This is a genomic window from Brevibacillus gelatini (genome assembly GCF_050920745.1).
GTDB lineage: Bacteria > Bacillota > Bacilli > Brevibacillales > Brevibacillaceae > Brevibacillus > Brevibacillus gelatini.
In genome coordinates, this window is record NZ_CP154342.1 from 3,950,523 (window position 1) to 3,969,966 (window position 19,444).

The following is a 19,444-nucleotide window of genomic DNA, read 5'->3' on the forward strand; positions in this document are numbered from 1 at the left end:
AAAAGCTCCCCGCATATTTTTTTATAATACATGCTGCATCCAAACATTCGGTTCCACGTATACGGCCTCGTCCTTTTCCGCTTCGACGCGCACCGGAACGAGCGCCCCCGGAATTATGTACATGCCGGACCCTGGGAAATTCATCCCTGTCCACTCTTCCCATTTGGCCAGGCTGCCTCTGATGAGCATGGATTCCGCAGCCACTTTCATGATTTTCCCGCCCATCTTCCAGTGCGTGCGCACCCACGGGTCAAAAGGAGCACCGTCCGCTGTTTTCCATTCGAGGTAGTTTTCCATCGGGATCAGCGGATATTTGTGCTTGAGAGATGGACGCACAGGCACCACCATGTATTCCAGCCCGTTTTGCTTCGCGATGTCCTTCATCGCCGTTACCATCTGGCGGCTGAGGCCGAGTCCGCGATGCTTCGGGTCAATCGAAATCGAGAGAGCCGACAGTGTATTTGGCTTCTGCCCTTGCGCATAGCCTTCAATTCCGCGCAGGAAGACGTCATCCCAGCCTTTTGGCATGCCTTCCAGGGTACCGTCCCAGTAAAAAGGAATGGAGTTGCCAACCGCCATTACCGTGTCATTTTCATCCGTAAGCAAATATTGAAAAGAGCCAAACCACTCTTCCAGCCGATCGTAATGCTGTTCGGCCACTTCGTCATGCAGCATGAATGTAGACCAGCTGGCGGCGAGCACATCGGCCATTTGATCGTTCAAATCAGGACGCTCTGCTTGTGTGTACACCTTGTATGCCATTCTATCTATCCTCCCAAAACCGTCTCTATCTCTATATCGGAAAAGGCCCCTGCTCGCATGAGAGGAAAACCCGCCCCTCAACTCTTTCATTCTACCAAAACTTGATGGAGACACAAACTGTTTCCACAACAGGATACTTATCGTCAAAACCCCGCTCCCGTCAAAAAATTCGCCCCATCTCGCCCGCTGGCTGACGGCCCGGGAGGTCGACCGCCGTGCAGCCAGCGCGTGAACCAGTCGCGGAATGTCATGAAAAGTTGCATTCATTTAGTTGTAGAACTTTGGAACTACAGTTAGCACCGTGCCAATAGTGTCAAAGAACAACCTATGAACTTATGCCTAAAACCGCACCAGGCAGGCAGTCCTTGTGTTACAATCACTTGGAATCAATATCCATACCAGCGTTATCCAGTCTATTTTTTCCCAAGGAGGGCACATCCACATGCGTCCAGCAAGCAACAACGAAATCATTATTCCTGAAAATCCCGTATCACACTTTTTGTTCAGCAGCACCCGTTCAGCCTGGATCTGGCTATTCATCCGTTTGTATGTCGGATACGCCTGGATTACTGCTGGCTGGAAAAAAATCCATACCGATACCTGGACAGGGGACAAAGCAGGCACAGCCATTGAGGGCTTCGTCAAAGGCTCCCTCGCGAAAGCGGCGGAAGGAAAAGACGTCACTTCCTGGTACGCCTGGTTCCTGGAAAATATGGTACTGCCAAACGCAAAGGTGTTCGGCTTCCTTGTCGCCTACGGAGAACTGCTCGTCGGCCTGGGCCTCATCCTTGGTATGCTCACGGGCATTGCCGCCTTCTTCGGCGGGCTGATGAACGTCAGCTTCCTGTTCGCCGGAACAATCAGTACCAACCCTCTGCTGTTCATTTTTGCCACCTGGCTCGTACTCGCCTGGAAAGTAGCGGGCTGGTACGGTCTGGACCGCTGGGCGCTCCCGTACCTTGGTACTCCTTGGACTCGTTCCCGGTCGGAGCATTTCGGCATACGTTAGGCGGTTGCTTCAAGTTGCAGGATATGGGACGCCACTTTGCATTTCCCAAGCCGTCACGAAACCGCAAACTGCCTACGAATTACCAAAGCGCTGGTCATACCTGCATGTCGCGGGTATGACCAGCGCTTTGCTTTTAACGTGTCCATCGAACCAATTGCGAGGCATGGCAAAACCGCACAGACTGGACCGCTTACACCTGTGCCGCGCTGTAGGTTCACACGGCATTCTCTGGCCAAGTTTCTGCCCCAGACGTTCCTTCCTCTCAGCAGCTGCTGGCTGCCGGATCGTCTTCATTCGCCACAGGCACAGGTGTGCCAAACTACTCTCCCCACGCAATCAAGTATTCAATAGCAGGGCGCAGGGCTTCTCCCCGCTCTGTCAGTTCGTACTCCATCTTTGGCGGAACGACCGGGTACACATGGCGCCGTACTATCCCGCCTCCTCCAGCTCCCGCAACTGTTCCGCGAGCATTTTGTGATTCACGCCGATGATGCCTTTCTTCAGCTCGCCGTACCGTTTTTTCCCTTTCAAAAGCTGGCAAATGATCGTCGTTTTCCACCTTCCGGCAAGAATGGACATCGACAGCTCAATCGGACACTGGAGACAGAGCAGATCGACACCATCGTGGCTTTTTTTTAGCGCAATCCGCTGGCGTAGCCGCACACGAAAAACAACAGGTAGACTGCCGGCAACATGGCTCCCCAATACCGGCTCTCTTTGGCGTTTTCCGTCTTCACGATCATGGCAAAAAAAGCAGCGCAACCGCTTACACAGTTCCTACTTTTTCAACAACCCGCCATGATACAGCAATTCATACACAACCTCATCGCGGCGGTAAATAAATTCCTTCCCCTGAAAAAAGGTCACATCGCCCTCATTCGTATCCACATAGCGCAAATCGTCCTGCACATGCTCGAACGCCCCCAAAAAACGGCCCTCTTGGTACATGTTCGACAAGCTTGCCTTAATCATCCGTCCCACAGTATGCGCGTCGATTTGATCCGGCTTGGTAATGTAGCCAAAATAATTCATCGCCCACACCGGGCTTTTCTGGAAGTAAACGAGCTCTTGCCCGATAAAATCGCTGTCTCCGAAATAGCTGTCGTGATAGGCCCAATCCCCGCTCACGTATTGAATGTCCTTGGAGCCGAGCCGATACGGCAGCAGACGTTTGGCTCCCCCAACATACGAGTGCCGCTTGGCTTGTACAATAAACGCTTCCAGGTCGGCAACAGAAAAAAGCTCACCCATTCCCTTACACCTCTTTTCGTTTCATTCCCTTTTACATTTCAAGGAAAGCGGGCGATTCCCTGTAAAAATTTTCTCTATATTCCAAAAATAATTTCGACACGTCGGATGGCTTTTGAACCATCAAGCTGACGTTCCACCCCAAAACGGCTGTTAACCATCGCGTAAAAAAAAAGCCGCCTGCTCTCCAGGTGGCTTCTCATCCCTGTCGTTTTTCCCCATCCCTACAGTTCGCTTTCTCTGAGCTTGACCACCGCCTGCGCCCGATTGCGTACTTGCAGCTTGGCGTAAATCTGGTGGACATACACCTTGACCGTCCCGATGGTCAGATGCAGCCTGCTCGCAATCTCGGCGTTCGACAGCCCTTCGCCAATCAGCGCGAGCACTTCGGCCTCCCGTTCTGTCAGCTTGTCCAGCTCGGGCGATACCCGGATTTGAATATCGAGGGTGGGAAATTCTTTTTCCATCATCTTGAGCAGCCGCGCTATATAAGCCAGCTCTTGCTTGGAGCACGTCTTGCTCTTGTAAAGTGCATAAAGCATCCGGGCGACCTCAGGCCCTTCGTCCAAAAAGATGCGCACATATCCTTCCGGAGCAGCCAGCATGACAGCCATGCGGATGCACTCGGCCGACTCGTGATGCTTTTTCAGGTTGTAATACGCCTGGCTGAGCAAAATCAACGTCTCGATCCGGCTCCCCAGCCGATCCTTCGACTCTGTCTCATGCTTCAGGCGGGTGAGCAATTCACAAGCCTCGTTCTCTCTTTTCAAATAGAGGTAAGCACGGGCCAGCGTCAGCCGCTCAAACTCATGGCGGGAATGCGCGAAGTCCTTCCGCCTTTTTTCAAATTGCCCCAGCCATTGTTCTACTTCGTCCCGCCGATTTTCCTCGATCCAGAGACGAACACGAAACGCTTCCAAAAAAGCAAGCCAATGCGGAGGAGCGTTCCGTTGGCGGCACAGCTCTGTAATTTCCTCAATTGGCAGCCACAGCTCCGATTCACGCCGCTCCGCCTTTCTCCAGCGCGTCAGCACCAGGTAGGCCGGGACCAATACGCCCAGGTTCATCGTATTCATCCCAAGCTGCAGCGCTCGCTGGACGAAGTAGGTCAATTGCTCGAACTCGTTCTTCTCATAATATAGCTCCGCCATCACAATCGAGCCGTACGCCAGAATCCCCAGTCCGCTGTGCTTCCAGATCATTCTGAGCTTGGGGTAAAACTCGTTCACTTTGGACAAATAGCCGCTCAACGCCACGCGGCTGCGCAGCACGAAAGCCTCATCCCAGTTCAGCTCGATCCCAACGAGAAGATAGCGGCTGAACTTCGGTTTCATTTTGACCGACTCCTCCAGGTAAGCGAGCGAAAGATCGGTATTTCGCAAAATCAACTGTATGTATCCGCGCAGCACGCAAATTTCCACCCGGCAATCGTCGAGGCTCTCGCTTTTGGCGTACATGTTGTCCTCGGCCAGATGCACAAGCCCTTCCGCCTGCTCCAGCTCGTCCGACAGCGCGTGCATCCAGGCAAAGGCAATGCATAGCTCGGGATGCTCTTTGAGCCAGGCCGTGTCAAAATGCTTCATCCATCTGCGCAATGTTACGTTTTCGTGCTGTTTCAGTATCCACGGGGCATGCTCGACGATGAGCCGAGTCGCGCCAACCAGGTCGTGCCCCAAAAGAGCATGCTCGATAGCTTCTGTCGGGCAGCCATGGGCTTCAAACCATTGACTGGCAGCAGCATGCAAGGCCGGCAACTGCTCGCTGTATTTTTTTCGCAAATGGGCATTCAGCAAATCCGCAAACAAATGATGATACCGATACCACTCATTCACCCCGTCGAGCGGCACGACAAAAGAGTTGGTGCTCGCAAGCATTTGCAAAATGACGTGCGCGTCCGGCTCTTTGGCTACCGCTGCGCACAATTCCCCAGACAGCCGCGGCAATATCGACGTTTTCAGCAAAAACTGCTGTACGGACTCCGGCAGTCGCTTCAATACTTCTTCGGTCAAATAATCTTCGACGTATTTGTCGTTTCCAGAAAAGTTGTACATCTCGACAGCAGACGCTGTCTTGCCCCGCAGCGACAAAGCGGCCAACTGCAGAGCGGCAATCCAGCCCTCCGTCCGCTCGCTGAGCAGTTGAATCACCTCGTACGACAAATCCAGCCCCATCAGTTCATTGAACAGGCGCTGACACTCCTCTTCTTTGAAGCGAAGCTGCTCGGCCCCCAGTTGTCCAATCTGTTTGCGGACGCGCAAGCGATGAAGTGGCAGCGGCGGCTCTTCACGCGTGATGAGAATGACGTGCAAAAATGGCGACGCATACTGGAGCAAGTTTTGCATGCCTGCGTGAATCGAAGGCTCTTTAATCAGATGGTAATCATCCAAAACCAGATAATAGTCGCTATGGATAGCAGCGATTTCTTCCAGCAAGACAGAGAGAAAATGCTCGGCTGACGCCGTATACGACAGATCAAGCAACGCAGAAGCTTCTCGGCCCGCCCCCTTTTGCCCCGTGCTTATCGCCTTTGCCAAATAACGCCAAAAACGGGCAGGATCATTGTCTGACTCATCCAGGGAAAGCCACCCGGCGGGCTTGCCGGTACTCGAAACCCACTGACTCACAGCCGTTGTTTTGCCAAACCCCGCCGGAGCACAAATGAGGATCACCTTGGCCATCCCGACCTCATCAATTTCCTCCACCAATTGATGCCGATGCAGCAGATCCGAGCTGTATGTAGGTATATGAAGCTTCGTTGCAATAAGTGGACTGTACATCGCTTGATTCATGCGCATCTCCCTGCCTAAAAGAAAATGGCCTCGCAAAAGAGCAGACAATTATCTCAATCAAAACATATAGACATTGTAATTATGTTGAATATGTAGAACAATGCAAGTAAACTGGACTATTTGACCAGGAAAGATGGCATATAGACGCAAAAAAGCCCGCCAACCAGATTGTTTTGGGACAACCAGCTTTTTCCTTGCTAACATCGCTGCCTGAAAACCAACAAGAATCTCCCGGCGCTACCGCTCTGCTCGCAACAAATAGAAAAGCTTGACAGAAGGATTTTTCCAGTGATTCAATGTTATTTGTTTACATTTTTGTTGGAGGTGTGAATTTTTTGGAGAATCATCCATTACCACAGACAGATTCCTCACTCGCTCCCCCTCTGCCGCAAGCGGACAGTCCGCTTCCGGCAGAGCCAAAACGGATGGGAGACATCACGCAAACATACGGGGCCTCGATTTTTTTCCAGCGCTGGGCCGCGCACGTCATTGATTACATTCTTTTATTCAGCTTTCTGTTCGGAATGTTTGCCTTCATAGGTCGAGCCGATAAAGCTTCCTCTACTCTCTTTTTCCTTCTCGCCCTCACATTCGGCATTCTTGGCTACTACATCCTGCTGGAAGGTCTGACGGGATATACGATCGGAAAATTCGCCCTTCGCATCAAAGCCGTCAACGAACACGGGCGACCGCCGGGAATCGGGAAGTCCATTCTCCGCTCTTTGCTGCGGATCGTGGAGACCAACCCGCTACTGTTGGGCGGACTACCGGCAGGGATCAGTGTGCTGGCCACGAAGAAGAAACAGCGGCTGGGCGACTTGGCGGCCAATACATTCGTCGTGAAAGTAAAAGATTTGGAAGGCGAGAGCAAAAAATCGGTCACTTTGTATGCGGTTATTTTCGCAGCGCTGGCACTCTTCTCTATTCTTATCGGCATTTTCGGAATATCTTATTTCGCCAAAACCCCACCAAAAAAGGAAACCTTTTATAGCGCGGACCAGACACTGCAAATCTATGCCTACTCAGACTGGAAAGCCAGCAGCCTGCCCCCGGATGCATCCCTCGCCATTTCGAACCCCATTGCAGACAAGCATCTGTTCGTGTTCCCCGATGCAAAAAACGAGCTGGAGAGTCCGTTCACTTTGCAGCAATACACAGATGCGGTAATGACCAACCTTTACGACAAACTGTCCGAACCATCCGCCGGCAGCCTCGTCCGTCTCACCGTCGACGGTCACCTCTCCGCGCAATTTACCATGCAAGGAACCGTTGAGGGGGAAAACGTTGCCTATCTCGTTACCGTCGTAGAAACACCCACGCATTTTTACCAGATCATGTGCGTGACGCAGGCCAGGAAGTTTGATGATCTTGAAGCTGAGTTGAAAGAGATTAGCTCTAGTTTTCATGTTGTGGGGGAGGATGGGTTGTAATGGTGAGTTCCTGGTAATAGTGTTTTTTCCAATATTTTCAGTTGGTTGAAGAGCATCCGCACAATCGAGCAGGTGGGAGTGACTAACTCCCGTCCTCTCTCACTACTGTATGTGCCGTTCGGGCGCGATTGGCACACAGCGTCCCGACGTGAAGGGAGCGTGTCCGAAAAGGGCAATTCCGCTAACGTTTCATAATCAGGAAAAATTGCTATATCAACTTTTCTAACAGACAAAAGGGGCGTCTCTAAATCGAAAAATCGACTTTTTATACGAAAATGCCCCCCCTAAAAAGCAAAAAAAGGGACGGACTACAGTTGGTTGCTAGATATATCCAAAATATGGTATTTACTTACACGACCTCAGTTGGTTCAATCATTACCTTGAACCCTTGTGATTCAATTCTCTTGATCCAATAATCAACAACTCGATCCTGATCTTGTAAGTAATCCCATCCAAACTCTTGATACGTTATGTTATTTTTCAACATGTGATATATAATACGTAATATGAGGTGAGCCGTGGCCATCGTAGCTTTTTTCTGGCCTCTTCGTTTCTGGATGCGATAAAAAAACGAAGCGAGCCGAGTGCCTTTCGATTTACTCGCGGCCCAAGCTGCCTGGCAAAGTACGGCTTTCAAGCTCCTGTTTCCCTTCGTGGTTCGGGAGCTTTTTTTCTTGCCCGCACTTTCGTTGTTCCCTGGACTTAAACCTCCCCATGATGAGAGATGGGCATCCGATGGAAAACAAGACATATCGTATCCGATTTCTGCTAGGATGACCGCCGCCGCATCCTTTTGAATCCCCGGAACGGTGATGAGTTGTTCAACAATGTCCAAATGAGGACTGAGGAGCCTGTCGATTTCTTTTTCGATTTCCCTAATTTGTTCTTCGAGATACCTCAAGTGATCGAGGTGCATCCCGATTATTTTTCGATGATGAGCTCGAACTCGACCATTCAAAGCCTCTATAAGTTGCGGAACTTTTCTTTTCAGTGATGTTTTGACTAGATCTTTTACTTGGTCTGGACTTAGCACCTCACCGTTCACAATCGATTCGAGTAAGGCTCTTCCGGATACACCGAATACATCACTCACATATGTTGTCAGCTTGATGTTGGCATCCTGCAAAATCTTGTGGATTCTGTTTTTTTCCGCCGTAGCATCACCGAGCAGCTTTCTCCGATAACGAGTGTAATCGCGTAAATCTCGAATATTTTCGGGCGGAACAAAGCTGGGAGTGATCAGCCCACAGCGGAGTAATTGAGCAATCCAAGCTGCATCTTTTACATCCGTTTTTCGACCTGGAACATTCTTGATTCTCTTAGCGTTGGCGAGTACCAATGTAAAGCTCCCTTCAAGAACGTTCCATACCGGTTTCCAGTATACTCCTGTGCTTTCCATTGCAATGTGCGTACATTCGTATTGATGGAGCCAATCGTGAAGTTCAAGGAGTCCTTTGGTAGTGGTAGAAAAAGTCTTGGTTTCTTGTTTCGGTTTTCTGTCCAAAGGACCATACATAACACATGCTACCACCGTCTCTTGGTGTACATCGAGTCCAGCACATCGTTCTAATATTGCATCCATTCCCATCACTTCCTTTGTAGAAAATGATGCAGGCCATGCACCCGAAGCAAAGTATTTTTATACACGTACTCATGGTAACAATCGGCGGTGCTCGTAGGTGCAGTCGGCCGGTTTGAGACTCGGGGTTATTGCCACCAAAAAAGTATCGGCCTGTGACCTGCTAATTTTATTATGAAATCAGCAGGTTCACAGGCCAAGTACATTTTCATTCAATGTGGTGGCTGTCAGGCCATGGTAGTTTGAGACAGCCCCATTCATTGTATATTGATAAGTAATCAAGATACCCCTTTTAATTTCTTGTGTCCTTGGTTGCGTCACTTAATGCCATTTTTTCTCTCTCGAATTCTTCAAGTAATTCTTGTGCGGACTTACCCGATGCAAACTTCCCATTCTCAGAAAGCTCATTTTCCATCCGCTCAATGAGCTGTTTTCTTTTCGCAATCGCTTCCAAAACCTCGATCACTTTTGGATCATCGAAATCCACGTCTTCAGCATTTTCGCCTTTAGAGGCGTTTTCATGAATGAGCGTCATTTGTTTAAAGGCGCTCAGTTTCCTTTTTAATACCTCTTCCGGGTCTTCAGGATGCAACTCTTTTTTCAGTTTACCGACTTCCCACGATAAATCTTTTACTTTTTGTTCCTGTTCGTCGGTATACTTCTTGTTCAAGGCTTCTTCTTGTTTGTTGAATTCCCTCTCCATCTGGGCTAAGCGTTCTTCTTTGGAAGGTTTATCGGCATACGCGTCAACTCCCATGATGCCTAACCCTAGAATGGCTGCAGCAGATAAAAATAGCACATGCTTCTTGTTCACCCTGCGCATATAATCATCTCCATTCGGCAACAATTTGCCGCTATTTTCTGATCTCTATCGTAATAACATGCGCACCACTATAATCGAGCCAATCGCTTGAATTTCCCTCCGGAGCCATTCACTACAGCACAGTGCTCCCGAAATTGATGGGCTCTAGTCCGAGATGATGTATGCGTTTTTTATCATTCGTATTTTTCGGAACATGTGGACCGTAATAATACCACCCTTCAGATTCCTATTATACCCAAAAGTACCACAGGAATCCCAACACCTTCCTTCATGCAATACCTGAAAAACAAAGTTCGTGCAATCGCCGCCATTGCTTGTGCAGTTACTAAGGTGGGCGCAGTTAAAAAGGGACCTCCGATCTTCCAAGATGCTTTCGAATATTTTAGAGCGCAACTTGACCATAAAATTAAAAAAACCACCCTCATCAGGTGGTATCCTCGCATATGTATGGTGGAGGCGGGGGGATTCGAACCCCCGTCCGAAAACAGCGATACATGAGCATCTCCGAGCGCAGTCGCTTTATAATGTTTCGGCAAACGACCTGCGAAACGACACGCCAGTCGAAAGCCTAGCCTGATTGGTCTTCTTCCTTTGGCTCCAGGCGGAAGCCTCCGGCGTAGCCCGTTAAAGTTGAGCCCTAGCCGCGGCACACGGGCCGATACAGCGGTAGAGCCTCACTGGTTATTAGGCAGCGAGAGAAAGTTGTTTGTTGCCAGTTAATGGCGTTTGCGTTGATGACGAGGTCCGCAACCCCCCGGCTCGCTTCTCATGCTCTACCATCCCCGTCGAATCCAGAACGCCCCCATGGTAGAAGGTGAGAAAAAGTCTAGGTGAAGAGCCATTGATCGATCCGCACCTAGACTGTTGTGTACAAAGTCGTGTATTGCTTGCTGCCTACTTAATATAGCACAAGCGGCAGGCAAAACTCAACGTTGATTGCTGCCAGACCTGCCAAGGCAAACCAGCTGGCCAGCGATCAGGCCTTTTGGCGTTCGCGCAGGGCGCGCTCGACTTCGCGGGCAGCGTCCTTTTTCTTGAGGTCTTCGCGCTTGTCGTAGTTCTTTTTCCCTTTGACGAGTGCGAGCTCGACCTTGGCCCAGCCGCCTTTCAAATAAATGCTCAGCGGGACCAGCGAGTAGCCTCTTTCGCGAATCAGGCCGTTCAGCTTGAGGATTTCCAGCCGTTTCATCAGCAGCTTGCGGGTCCTCTCCGGCTCGTGGTTGAAACGGTTGCCCTGCTCGTACGGGCTGATGTGTACGTTGTACAGGAGCAATTCGCCGTTTTGCACGCGGGCGAAGCTGTCCTTGAGCTGGACGCGCGCGGCACGCACGGACTTGATCTCCGTACCGGTCAGAGCAATCCCTGCTTCGAATACTTGCTCGATATGGTAATCGTGGCGCGCTTTTCGGTTTTGGGCGACTGTCTTGGTTCCGGCTTTGTCTTTTGACATGGAGATCACCTCACTTGTACGTACTGCGTTTCGTAACAGTTAGTCTAGCAAATTTTGCCCGCAGTGGCAAGACATTTGCCGGGTAACTGCCGCGTTTGCCGCGCTTGCTTTCCCGAAAAAACCGGGAAAAACGAGGGCATCTCCCGCTTCCAGCTCGTCCCCTCCTGCTTTCCGGGGCCTCTCTTGTACCAAAAAGCCCTTTACACAACCGTTTAACGCCGCTTCCGTTTCGCCTGGCGGACTACATTTTTCCGGTTCTTTTTCTTGGAGCGGACAAAATCTTCCCAGAAGCCCTTCTGACGCTCCCCTTGCGCTTCTTCTCCGCCTGTTCCAAGCGGCAGGACGTCCTCGCCTTGCGCGAGCGGACGGGCAGAAGCTTTCTTCCCTTCCCCTTTGCGGCGGTCCTTGTACAGTTGGCGGATCTCCGCCGGGTGCTTTTTGTCCTTTTGGCGATTTGGACGCTCTGGGCGACCACCACGCGAGCGATCTTGCTTGCCGCGAGTCGGCTTGCGGCCTGTGCCTCGGCCGTCGATGACGCGCGGTGTACGCTGGCTGCTGCCGCGGAATCCGGCGGCCTTGGTCATGCCGACGATTTCGAAGTCGATTGTGCGCTCGTCCACATTGACGTTCGCCACGCGGACCTGCACAACATCCCCGATCCGGTACTGCTTGCCCGTCCGCTCGCCGACCAGCGCGTACATTTTTTCGTGGTAATGATAGTAGTCGTCGGTCAGGAAGCTGATGTGCACCAGGCCCTCAATCGTGTTGGGCAACTCAACGAACAGCCCGAACGAGGTCACGCTGGAAATGACGCCCTCGAATTCCTCTCCGACGCGTTCCTTCATGAACTCCGCTTTTTTCAGATCGTCCGTCTCACGCTCTGCATCTACCGCCAGACGCTCGCGCTGGGAGGCGTGCTCGGCGATCATCGGCATATGCTCGGCCCAGTACGCCAGACGCTTTTCCGACAGGTTGTTGCCCTGCTCGATCCACTCCCGGATGCGGCGGTGGACGATCAGGTCGGGGTAGCGGCGGATTGGCGACGTAAAGTGCGTGTAAAATTCGGTGGACAAGCCGTAGTGCCCGAGACTTTCCGCGTCGTAGCGCGCTTGCTTCATGGAACGCAGCATGACGGTGCTGATGATGATTTCCTCCGGCGTGCCTTTTACCTCTTCCAGAAGCTGCTGCAGGGCGCGCGGATGGACAGAGTTGCCTTTACCGCGAATAGAGTAGCCAAAGTTGGTGATGAACTCCATGAAGGCCATCAGCTTTTCGGCGTTCGGGTCTTCGTGAACCCGGTACATAAACGGCTGCTTCATCCAGTGAAAATGCTCAGCCACTGTTTCGTTGGCAGCCAGCATAAATTCTTCAATAATCTGCTCCGCGATGGAGCGTGTGCGGAACCCGATTTCTGTCGGGGTGCCCTCTTCGTTGACATAAATTTTCGCTTCGCGGAAATCGAAGTCGATTGCGCCGCGCTGCATCCGTTTGGCACGCAGTTTCCGCGCCAGTTTCTCCATCTCCTGGAACATCGGGACGAGCTCGCTGTACTTCTCGATCAAGGCTTCGTCCTTGTCTTCCAGAATGCTGCGCACATCAGCGTAGGTCATGCGTTCGTTCGTGCGAATGACGCTGAGGTAAATATCGTACGTCACGACCCGTGCGTTCTGGTCCATCTCCATGTCGCAGGTGATCGTCAGGCGGTCTACCTTCGGATTCAGACTGCATATCCCGTTGGACAAACGGTGCGGCAGCATCGGGATGACGCGGTCGACCAAATAAACGCTCGTGCCCCGGCGATACGCTTCGTTATCCAGCGCCGACTTTTCGCGAACGTAATAGCTGACATCGGCAATATGCACACCAAGCCTGACGTTGCCGTTTTCCAGCACTTCAAGCGAAACGGCGTCGTCCAGGTCCTTGGCGTCTGCTCCGTCGATAGTTACCATCATCCGGTCGCGCAGATCGCGGCGTCCCTTGATTTCCTCTTCCGATATTTCATCCGGCACCGCTTCTGCTTCAGCCAATACATCCTCCGGGAACGCTTCCGGCAGGTTGTACTTGCGGATGATGGACAAAATGTCCACTCCCGGATCGTTTTTATGCCCGAGAATCTCAATGACTTCGCCCTCGGGATTGACGCGCCCTTCCGGGTAGCGGACGATGTTGACGACTACCTTGTGGCCGTCCACCGCTCCGTTGTACGCATTTTTGGGGATAAAAATATCCTTGCCGATCCGCTTCTCATCCGGGATTACAAACGCGTAGTACGTCTCGTCCTTGAACGTGCCCACTACCTGGGTCATGCCCCGTTCGACGACGCGCACAATCCGCCCTTCCAGCCGATTGCCGCCGGCTTCCTTCTCGACACGAACCAGCACCGTATCCCCGTGGAGCGCTCCGTTCATGTCGTTGGCGTGGACGTATATATCTTCCATGTCAGGCGTTTCCGGGATAACAAACCCGAAGCCTTTTGGATGGCTTTGCAGACGCCCGCGCACCAGATTCATTTTTTCCGGTACGCCGTATCTGTTCGCACGCGTGCGAATTACCTCGCCGCTTGCTTCCAGTGCGTTCAGCGTTTTCACCAGCTCCTTGAAGGAAGCCGAATCCTTGATTTCAAACGCTTCCTCCAGCTCCCTCACCGTCATCGGGTGATAAGCTTGCTCCCGCATGAACGCGAGTATCTTTTCGTGATCTGTCATTCACAAACCTCCTTTTTTCGCGTGGCTCTACCGCGCTCCTCCATTTATCCATTACTATGTAGTATTCACCGTTCAACCAGATCGCAATCGGAATAGCGAAAAAGACAGCAAGTCGAACTCGCTGTCTTTCGGCCATACGTCTATTACGCTCCTGTTTTCAGGAAATATCCGAGCAAAATCGCAAAAATCATGAAAGCGACCGCAAATACAACGGTCAGTTTCCCCAAAAGTGCGTCAATCCCGCGGGCTTTTTGCTTGCCCATCAGTTGCTCTGCACCGCCACCAATCGCTCCCGAAAGGCCGGCACTTTTTCCAGATTGCAGCAACACGACGATAATTAAGCCAATACTTGCGATCACAAGTAAAATTTTCGCAGCCAATGCCATCTTCATTCACCTCAAAACGGATTTCCAAGGCGGTAAAAAACCAATACAAACACTTTATCATACTTGTCAGGTAACAGCAACCCGCTATCCCTTCCATAATATATAAACCGAATCCCCGCAAAATAATATTTGCAGGTTATAGGCACACTATAGGCGACCATACTAGAAAAGATTGTTTACACAATATTGGCAAATTGTGTACTTTCTTTGTCTGTTTAACCGTCGCCTTGCAACTGTCAAGATTTTGCCGTAAAATTGCAGGTGAACGTTTATTATTTGCATCGGGAGGTCTTTGTCAATGGCTGGGTCCAACAAAAAAGACATGAATCAAAACGACGTAATTGATTCCGCGAAGGCCTTTTTCACTTCGTTTGGTATCTTGTTTCTAGTTTTCCTCCTTGCACTCGTAGGATCGATTATTTTCCCGCCAACACATGGGGAAGAAGCACAAGGTGGCGGAGCACCAACTGCCAACATCGATGCTGAAGCTGTTTTCAAGCAAAACTGTGCTTCCTGTCATGGTCAAAACCTGGAGGGGATTGCAGGTCCTAACCTGACGAAAATCGGGGCAACTCTCAGCGCTGAAGACATCGCCAAAATTATCAAGGAAGGTAAAGGCGGCATGCCTCCAGGAATGCTGAAAAAACAACCGGAAATTCAAGCGGTTGCACAATGGCTGTCGGAGCACAAATAAGTACATAGATAGCCTGTATGGAGAAACACCGGAGACTCGTCCTCTTCGGTGTTTTCCTGTTGATGGGAGGATTTTTGCATGCGTACCGTCATGGAGATTGAATCATTGGGCAAAAAAGTCCTCTCTGCCACAAGCACCTGGCTATTCCACGACCTGAACACGATCATATCGGAGCCGGCCATGATTGGAATACTCGGAAAATCTGGTCAGGGAAAAAGCACGCTGCTGCGCATTCTCGGGCGGCTTTTGCCACCAGACAGCGGTACGATCCGCCTGGACAAAAAAGAAATGACCCAGTGGGATAGCTGCGCATGGCGAATGAAAGTGAGCTACGTCGCCCAGCAGGCGATCATGCTGCCAGGCACAGTGGAAGACAATTTGCGTACCGTCAGCGTTTTGCATCAGCGGCCGTTCGATCAAAAGCTCGCCCGCGCTCTGTGCGAGCAGCTTCATTTGGAGCAGGTCGACTGGTCCAAGCCGGCCGAACAGCTTTCCGGCGGCGAAAAACAACGGCTTGCCCTGATCCGTACCTTGTTATTGCAGCCGGACGTCCTGTTGCTGGACGAAGTGACCGCCTCGCTGGATACGGCCAGTAAACAGGCCACGCAGCAGTTGCTCGTCGATTTGCACACCCGGACAGGCACGACCATCCTCTGGGTTACGCACGATCTGGAGGAGGCCCGCAGCAACTGCCAGCGCATCTGGTTCATGGCCGATCACCAGCTTCAGGCTGACTTGCCCAGCCACTCCTTTTTCCAGTCGCCGCCCACCATCCAGGCCCGCGACTTTTTGCAAAGCGCTCATGCACAAACAGCGAGAGAGGTGCACTCATGACGTATACATCCATCTGGATCGCTTTTGCCTTTGTATTGATTGCCCTTCTACTCTCCCTGTGGCAAAAGATTGGGCTGGAAAAAGAAATCGCCATCGGCGCGGTTCGCTGCACCTTACAGCTTTTGGCAATTGGTTATGTGCTGCAGTTTGTGTTTCACACGGACAGCCTGCTGTTTATTTTGCTGATGATCGCCATGATGATTGCGGTCGCCTCCTGGAACGCTGCCAGCAAAGGGAAAAAGCTGCGGGGCATTTTTTGGCGAATTGCGCTTTCGCTTGCGATGACAGAACTGCTCACAATGGGACTGTTGGTGGCACTCGGGCTCGTTTCGCCTACGCCCCAATACCTGATTCCAATGAGCGGGATGATTATCGGCAGCTCGATGATCGTTTGCAGCCTGTTTCTCTCCCATATGAACCGCGAAGTGGAAACCTCCCGTGGCGAAATCGAGACGCTGCTGTGCCTGGGAGCAACCACCCGCCAGGCCGTTCAAGCTGTACGGAAGCGCGCCGTCAAAGCAAGCATGATTCCTACCTTTGACACCATGAAAACAATGGGGCTTGTACAGCTTCCCGGAACGATGACCGGCATGATTATCGCTGGCGCAAGCCCGATTGAAGCCGTCCGCTATCAAATTCTCATCATGCTTAGTTTCAGTTCCGCTACCGCTGTCTCTGCTGTCCTCATCAGCACGCTGAGCTACCGGCTGTGGTTTACGCGCGATGCGATGCTCCACCCCTGACAAAATAACTGCTACCAAAAACTGTCGGTGATCGTTCCGGCAGTTTTTTTCGTTTCCTGTAATGAAAGCGTAGCTTGGCCGTCAAATTACACGTAGAAAGCAAAAAGGTGGTTCAGCTATGGACAAAAACAGCATCATCGAGCAATGGTTTCTGCGCTATAGCGACGACATCTACAAATTTCTCGTCTACTATACCGGAAACAAAGACGTGGAAGACCTCGTTCAGGATGTTTTCCTCAAGGCGCTGCGATCACTGGAAACGTTTGAAGGCAGGTCGCAACCGAAAACATGGCTGCTCACCATTGCCAGACATACGGCAATCGACTTCGCCCGAAAACAACGCTTTCGCAACTGGCTGCCGGACAAATGGCTCGCCGGGGTCCAATCCGATGAAAAGACACCGGAAGAGATTTTGCATTTGCACGCCGAACAACAAGCGCTGTACCATGCGCTGCGGCAAATGAAGCCCGCCTATCGCGAGGTGCTGATCCTTCGCGGAATCAAGGGACTATCCTCCAGGGAGACTGCGGAAATTTTGGAGTGGTCGGAAAGCAAGGTCAACGTCACCTTGCATCGCGCCATGAAGGCGGTAAAAGAGCAGCTTATACAGGAAAGAAAGGGGATGGTAGGCGATGCGATTTAAAACAGATGAACAGCTTTTAGATGAAATGAAAGGACTGCCAGAGATGAAAATGGCCGAAGAAAAAAAACAAGCAATTTTGTCGACAATCCGTTCTGCGAATGTGCATTCTTCGCCCCGCCGTTTTTCCGGGCTGGGAAAAGGACTGGCGATTGGCACCGTACTTGCGGCAACCATCTGGATGGGGGCAACACTCATCAGCAACAATCAGCAAAGCGCACTGCCAGCCCCTCAAACGCCTGGCTCCACCACTGCTTCTCCAGCGCCGGAGGCTGGCAAAGGAAATGCCGTAAACCACGCACCTGCCGCGCCACAATCCGAGCAGTTGCTGTCGCTCATCCGCACGGAAGCAGAAAAAGGAAAAGTGTTTACCGCACCTTACACCGTGGAACACACCGTCTTCGATCAAGTCGAAAAGGACTGGGGCAAGCCTGACGATACCGATCAAGCAAACGGACTCAACTACTCCACCTATGCCAAGCACGGCATTGTGTTCGGCTACAACAAAGGCATGCAGCTTGCCGACATCCGCACAAATGATCCCCGCCTGCGCCAAATCCACCTGTCCGATGTGGAAAAGATGTGGGGAAAACCGAACCGCACGAGCGAAATCGGTAATCAGACAATCTACACTTACGATGTGACAAGCAAATACCAGGTCAAGTTCATCTTCCAGGGATTGAAGCGCGCAGACAACACGAATCTCGTTCTCGTCCGTTACAACGTCTACTACCCGCAAGGCAACAAAAACTTGATGCAGTACGGAAGCAACATGGAATTGCTGCAAGGCCTTCGCGAGCTGGCCAAAAACGGGCAAATGCTCGGCAGTATGTATCGGGTCGAAAAGGACGTCTTTGACGACATCGAAAAACAAATCGGCAAGCCTGATACGGTCTCCTTCATCAACGGAATCACGTACAATACGTACCAGGATCGCGGACTGGTCTTCGCCTTCAACAAAGGCATGCAGGTCGTCGATATTCGTTCCTACGACCCTCGCCTGCAAGCGATCACGCAAGAAGAGGTTTTGCAGGCATTGGGCAAGCCGACAAGCATCACTGCCGTATCCGGCCAAACCATCTACACGTACAAAGTTACGCCGGATTACGAGCTGAAAATCATCTTCTCAGGAACAGCAGGCAAACCGGAGAGCCCCTACATCGACCACGTAAACATTTACTATCCGCGCGGCACCATCAACTTCATGGCGGGATAACCGCACAGCCGCAGGGCATGCAAAAAGACAGGAGCAACTCGCCCCTGTCTTTTTTTCCTGCTTATTTGCCGATAATGTAGCCTTCCAGCTCATCCAGCACTTTGTTTGCCGCGATAACACCGCCGGACGTGTTCCAGATCGTGTCATCCACTTTGAACGCTTTGCCTGCTTTTACGACGTTCAGGTTTTTCCACAGCGGATCGTTCGTCCATTCTTGTTCGATCTTGGACGCTTCGCCTTTTCCTGTCTCGTAAGTGAAGTAGAACATGATGTCGCCGTCCATTTCTGGAATGCGTTCTTTTGTTACTTCTGCCGCGAACTCTTCTTTGTCCTGGGATGCTGGACGAGCCAGGCCCAGGTCTTTGAAGATCGCGCCAGTGAAGGTGTCTTTATAGTAGATACGGACTTTTCCAGGCATGAAACGCACGACAGATACTTGCGTTTTCAGCTTGTCGCCTGCTTTTTCCTTGAACTCGGCTACACGTTTTTCCCAGTCAGCGATGATTTTTTCGCCTTCCGCCTTTTTGTTTACCGCTTCTGCATACAGGCTGAAGTTTGCTTTCCAGTCGCCGCGCGGCTCTTCTACGAAGACGGTTGGAGCGATAGCAGACAGTTGTTGGTAAATTTTTTCGTGACGGAATTTCATCCCGAGAATCAGGTCTGGCTTAAGAGCAGCGATTGCTTCCAGGTTTGGCTGACCTTCTGTCCCAACCAGCTTGGTGCCTTCCAGGAAGGACTTGGTGAAATCGTAAAATTGACTCGGATCATGCGCGGCACCAACAGCACCTACTGGCTTCACGCCAAGCGCCATCAAGGTTTCTGTCCCTTGGTTGGTCAGCATGACTACGCGCTGTGGCGTACCTTTAATGATGGTTTCGCCCATCGCGTGTTTGACTGTATAAGATTGCTCGGAACCTGCGGAATTGCCTGTAGCTTGTTCAGCAGGTTGTTGTTGTTCTGCAGGTTTTTGCTCAGTCGCCTGTTGATTGCCGCAACCAGTGACAATCAGCAAAAGCGCCATCAGCACGGCGAAGAACACTTTACCGCCTGCCGTACGGTATGTACGAGAAAACATGGTGCAAGGACCCCCTTACCTATTTGGCTAATTGAGAATGTAAATCAATAACACTGACTAT

16 protein-coding genes, 1 other RNA gene and 1 pseudogene are annotated in these 19,444 nt (G+C 51.4%); 7 read left to right on the forward strand and 11 right to left on the reverse strand.

Annotated features, from left to right (window positions below; translation table 11 throughout):
• Positions 1-21: 21 nt before the first annotated feature.
• Positions 22-762: a GNAT family N-acetyltransferase gene (locus AAFJ72_RS19055; protein WP_432775295.1), complete on the reverse strand. Its 741-nt coding sequence runs from the start codon at positions 760-762 to the stop codon at positions 22-24.
• A gap of 442 nt (positions 763-1,204) precedes the next feature.
• Between AAFJ72_RS19055 and AAFJ72_RS19060 the strand changes: the two genes are divergently transcribed.
• Positions 1,205-1,771 carry a DoxX family membrane protein gene (locus tag AAFJ72_RS19060; protein ID WP_122903720.1) on the forward strand — a complete coding sequence of 189 codons (567 nt, stop codon included), beginning with the start codon at positions 1,205-1,207 and terminating at the stop codon, positions 1,769-1,771.
• Positions 1,772-2,090: 319 nt separating this feature from the next.
• Here AAFJ72_RS19060 and AAFJ72_RS19065 read toward each other — a convergent pair.
• From AAFJ72_RS19065 to AAFJ72_RS19075, 3 genes and pseudogenes are all read right to left on the reverse strand, one after another.
• A pseudogene (locus AAFJ72_RS19065) lies at positions 2,091-2,350 on the reverse strand (winged helix-turn-helix transcriptional regulator).
• 198 nt (positions 2,351-2,548) lie between these two features.
• A complete protein-coding gene (locus AAFJ72_RS19070; RefSeq protein WP_122903718.1) occupies positions 2,549-3,022 on the reverse strand; it encodes a DUF5680 domain-containing protein in 474 nt (157 codons plus the stop codon).
• Positions 3,023-3,243: 221 nt separating this feature from the next.
• On the reverse strand, positions 3,244-5,808 hold the full coding sequence (locus AAFJ72_RS19075; protein WP_432775296.1) for a LuxR C-terminal-related transcriptional regulator: 2,565 nt from the start codon (positions 5,806-5,808) through the stop codon (positions 3,244-3,246).
• 335 nt (positions 5,809-6,143) lie between these two features.
• Here AAFJ72_RS19075 and AAFJ72_RS19080 point away from each other — a divergent pair, with 335 nt between their 5' ends.
• Positions 6,144-7,238, forward strand: a complete 1,095-nt coding sequence (locus AAFJ72_RS19080; protein WP_432775297.1) for an RDD family protein — start codon at positions 6,144-6,146, stop codon at positions 7,236-7,238.
• A 349-nt stretch (positions 7,239-7,587) separates the two neighbouring features.
• On the opposite strand, the gene AAFJ72_RS19085 is transcribed toward AAFJ72_RS19080, so the two are convergent.
• From AAFJ72_RS19085 to secG, 6 genes are all read right to left on the reverse strand, one after another.
• Positions 7,588-8,820, reverse strand: a complete 1,233-nt coding sequence (locus AAFJ72_RS19085) for an IS110 family transposase (RefSeq protein ID WP_005833250.1) — start codon at positions 8,818-8,820, stop codon at positions 7,588-7,590.
• A 289-nt stretch (positions 8,821-9,109) separates the two neighbouring features.
• On the reverse strand, positions 9,110-9,640 hold the full coding sequence (locus tag AAFJ72_RS19090) for a hypothetical protein (RefSeq protein WP_432775298.1): 531 nt from the start codon (positions 9,638-9,640) through the stop codon (positions 9,110-9,112).
• Positions 9,641-10,088: 448 nt separating this feature from the next.
• Positions 10,089-10,444: a transfer-messenger RNA gene (gene ssrA, locus AAFJ72_RS19095) on the reverse strand.
• A 172-nt stretch (positions 10,445-10,616) separates the two neighbouring features.
• Positions 10,617-11,090: an SsrA-binding protein SmpB gene (smpB, locus tag AAFJ72_RS19100; protein ID WP_432775299.1), complete on the reverse strand. Its 474-nt coding sequence runs from the start codon at positions 11,088-11,090 to the stop codon at positions 10,617-10,619.
• A gap of 212 nt (positions 11,091-11,302) precedes the next feature.
• A complete protein-coding gene (gene rnr / locus AAFJ72_RS19105; protein WP_432775300.1) occupies positions 11,303-13,795 on the reverse strand; it encodes a ribonuclease R in 2,493 nt (830 codons plus the stop codon).
• Positions 13,796-13,938: 143 nt separating this feature from the next.
• Positions 13,939-14,181 carry a preprotein translocase subunit SecG gene (secG, locus tag AAFJ72_RS19110; RefSeq protein ID WP_003843341.1) on the reverse strand — a complete coding sequence of 81 codons (243 nt, stop codon included), beginning with the start codon at positions 14,179-14,181 and terminating at the stop codon, positions 13,939-13,941.
• A gap of 298 nt (positions 14,182-14,479) precedes the next feature.
• Between secG and AAFJ72_RS19115 the strand changes: the two genes are divergently transcribed.
• The 5 genes from AAFJ72_RS19115 (at position 14,480) to AAFJ72_RS19135 (ending at position 18,308) form a co-directional block, all read left to right on the forward strand.
• Entirely contained in the window at positions 14,480-14,875 is a 396-nt protein-coding gene (locus tag AAFJ72_RS19115) for a c-type cytochrome (protein WP_432775301.1), read from the forward strand.
• 78 nt (positions 14,876-14,953) lie between these two features.
• Positions 14,954-15,709, forward strand: coding sequence for an ABC transporter ATP-binding protein (locus tag AAFJ72_RS19120; RefSeq protein WP_432775302.1), 756 nt, complete (start codon positions 14,954-14,956; stop codon positions 15,707-15,709).
• A complete protein-coding gene (locus AAFJ72_RS19125; RefSeq protein ID WP_432775304.1) occupies positions 15,706-16,452 on the forward strand; it encodes an ABC transporter permease in 747 nt (248 codons plus the stop codon). The genes AAFJ72_RS19120 and AAFJ72_RS19125 overlap by 4 nt, the downstream gene beginning before the upstream one ends.
• Before the next feature lie 118 nt (positions 16,453-16,570).
• Entirely contained in the window at positions 16,571-17,095 is a 525-nt protein-coding gene (locus AAFJ72_RS19130; RefSeq protein WP_432775305.1) for an RNA polymerase sigma factor, read from the forward strand.
• Positions 17,085-18,308 carry a YjgB family protein gene (locus AAFJ72_RS19135; protein ID WP_432775306.1) on the forward strand — a complete coding sequence of 408 codons (1,224 nt, stop codon included), beginning with the start codon at positions 17,085-17,087 and terminating at the stop codon, positions 18,306-18,308. Before AAFJ72_RS19130 ends, AAFJ72_RS19135 begins: the two co-directional genes overlap by 11 nt.
• Before the next feature lie 61 nt (positions 18,309-18,369).
• Here AAFJ72_RS19135 and AAFJ72_RS19140 read toward each other — a convergent pair whose 3' ends face one another.
• On the reverse strand, positions 18,370-19,383 hold the full coding sequence (locus AAFJ72_RS19140) for an ABC transporter substrate-binding protein (RefSeq protein WP_432775308.1): 1,014 nt from the start codon (positions 19,381-19,383) through the stop codon (positions 18,370-18,372).
• Positions 19,384-19,444: the final 61 nt, after the last annotated feature.

Excerpts from the sequence above, each read along its gene's own strand:
- AAFJ72_RS19075 (WP_432775296.1), bottom strand. The coding sequence starts at position 5,808 with ATGAATCAAGCGATGTACAGTCCACTTATTGCAACGAAGCTTCATATA.
- AAFJ72_RS19070 (WP_122903718.1), bottom strand. The coding sequence starts at position 3,022 with ATGGGTGAGCTTTTTTCTGTTGCCGACCTGGAAGCGTTTATTGTACAA.
- AAFJ72_RS19125 (WP_432775304.1), top strand. The coding sequence starts at position 15,706 with ATGACGTATACATCCATCTGGATCGCTTTTGCCTTTGTATTGATTGCC.
- AAFJ72_RS19140 (WP_432775308.1), bottom strand. The coding sequence starts at position 19,383 with ATGTTTTCTCGTACATACCGTACGGCAGGCGGTAAAGTGTTCTTCGCC.
- rnr (WP_432775300.1), bottom strand. The coding sequence starts at position 13,795 with ATGACAGATCACGAAAAGATACTCGCGTTCATGCGGGAGCAAGCTTAT.
- AAFJ72_RS19130 (WP_432775305.1), top strand. The coding sequence starts at position 16,571 with ATGGACAAAAACAGCATCATCGAGCAATGGTTTCTGCGCTATAGCGAC.
- AAFJ72_RS19055 (WP_432775295.1), bottom strand. The coding sequence starts at position 762 with ATGGCATACAAGGTGTACACACAAGCAGAGCGTCCTGATTTGAACGAT.
- smpB (WP_432775299.1), bottom strand. The coding sequence starts at position 11,090 with ATGTCAAAAGACAAAGCCGGAACCAAGACAGTCGCCCAAAACCGAAAA.
- AAFJ72_RS19085 (WP_005833250.1), bottom strand. The coding sequence starts at position 8,820 with ATGGATGCAATATTAGAACGATGTGCTGGACTCGATGTACACCAAGAG.
- AAFJ72_RS19135 (WP_432775306.1), top strand. The coding sequence starts at position 17,085 with ATGCGATTTAAAACAGATGAACAGCTTTTAGATGAAATGAAAGGACTG.
- AAFJ72_RS19115 (WP_432775301.1), top strand. The coding sequence starts at position 14,480 with ATGGCTGGGTCCAACAAAAAAGACATGAATCAAAACGACGTAATTGAT.
- AAFJ72_RS19090 (WP_432775298.1), bottom strand. The coding sequence starts at position 9,640 with ATGCGCAGGGTGAACAAGAAGCATGTGCTATTTTTATCTGCTGCAGCC.
- secG (WP_003843341.1), bottom strand. The coding sequence starts at position 14,181 with ATGGCATTGGCTGCGAAAATTTTACTTGTGATCGCAAGTATTGGCTTA.
- AAFJ72_RS19120 (WP_432775302.1), top strand. The coding sequence starts at position 14,954 with ATGCGTACCGTCATGGAGATTGAATCATTGGGCAAAAAAGTCCTCTCT.
- AAFJ72_RS19060 (WP_122903720.1), top strand. The coding sequence starts at position 1,205 with ATGCGTCCAGCAAGCAACAACGAAATCATTATTCCTGAAAATCCCGTA.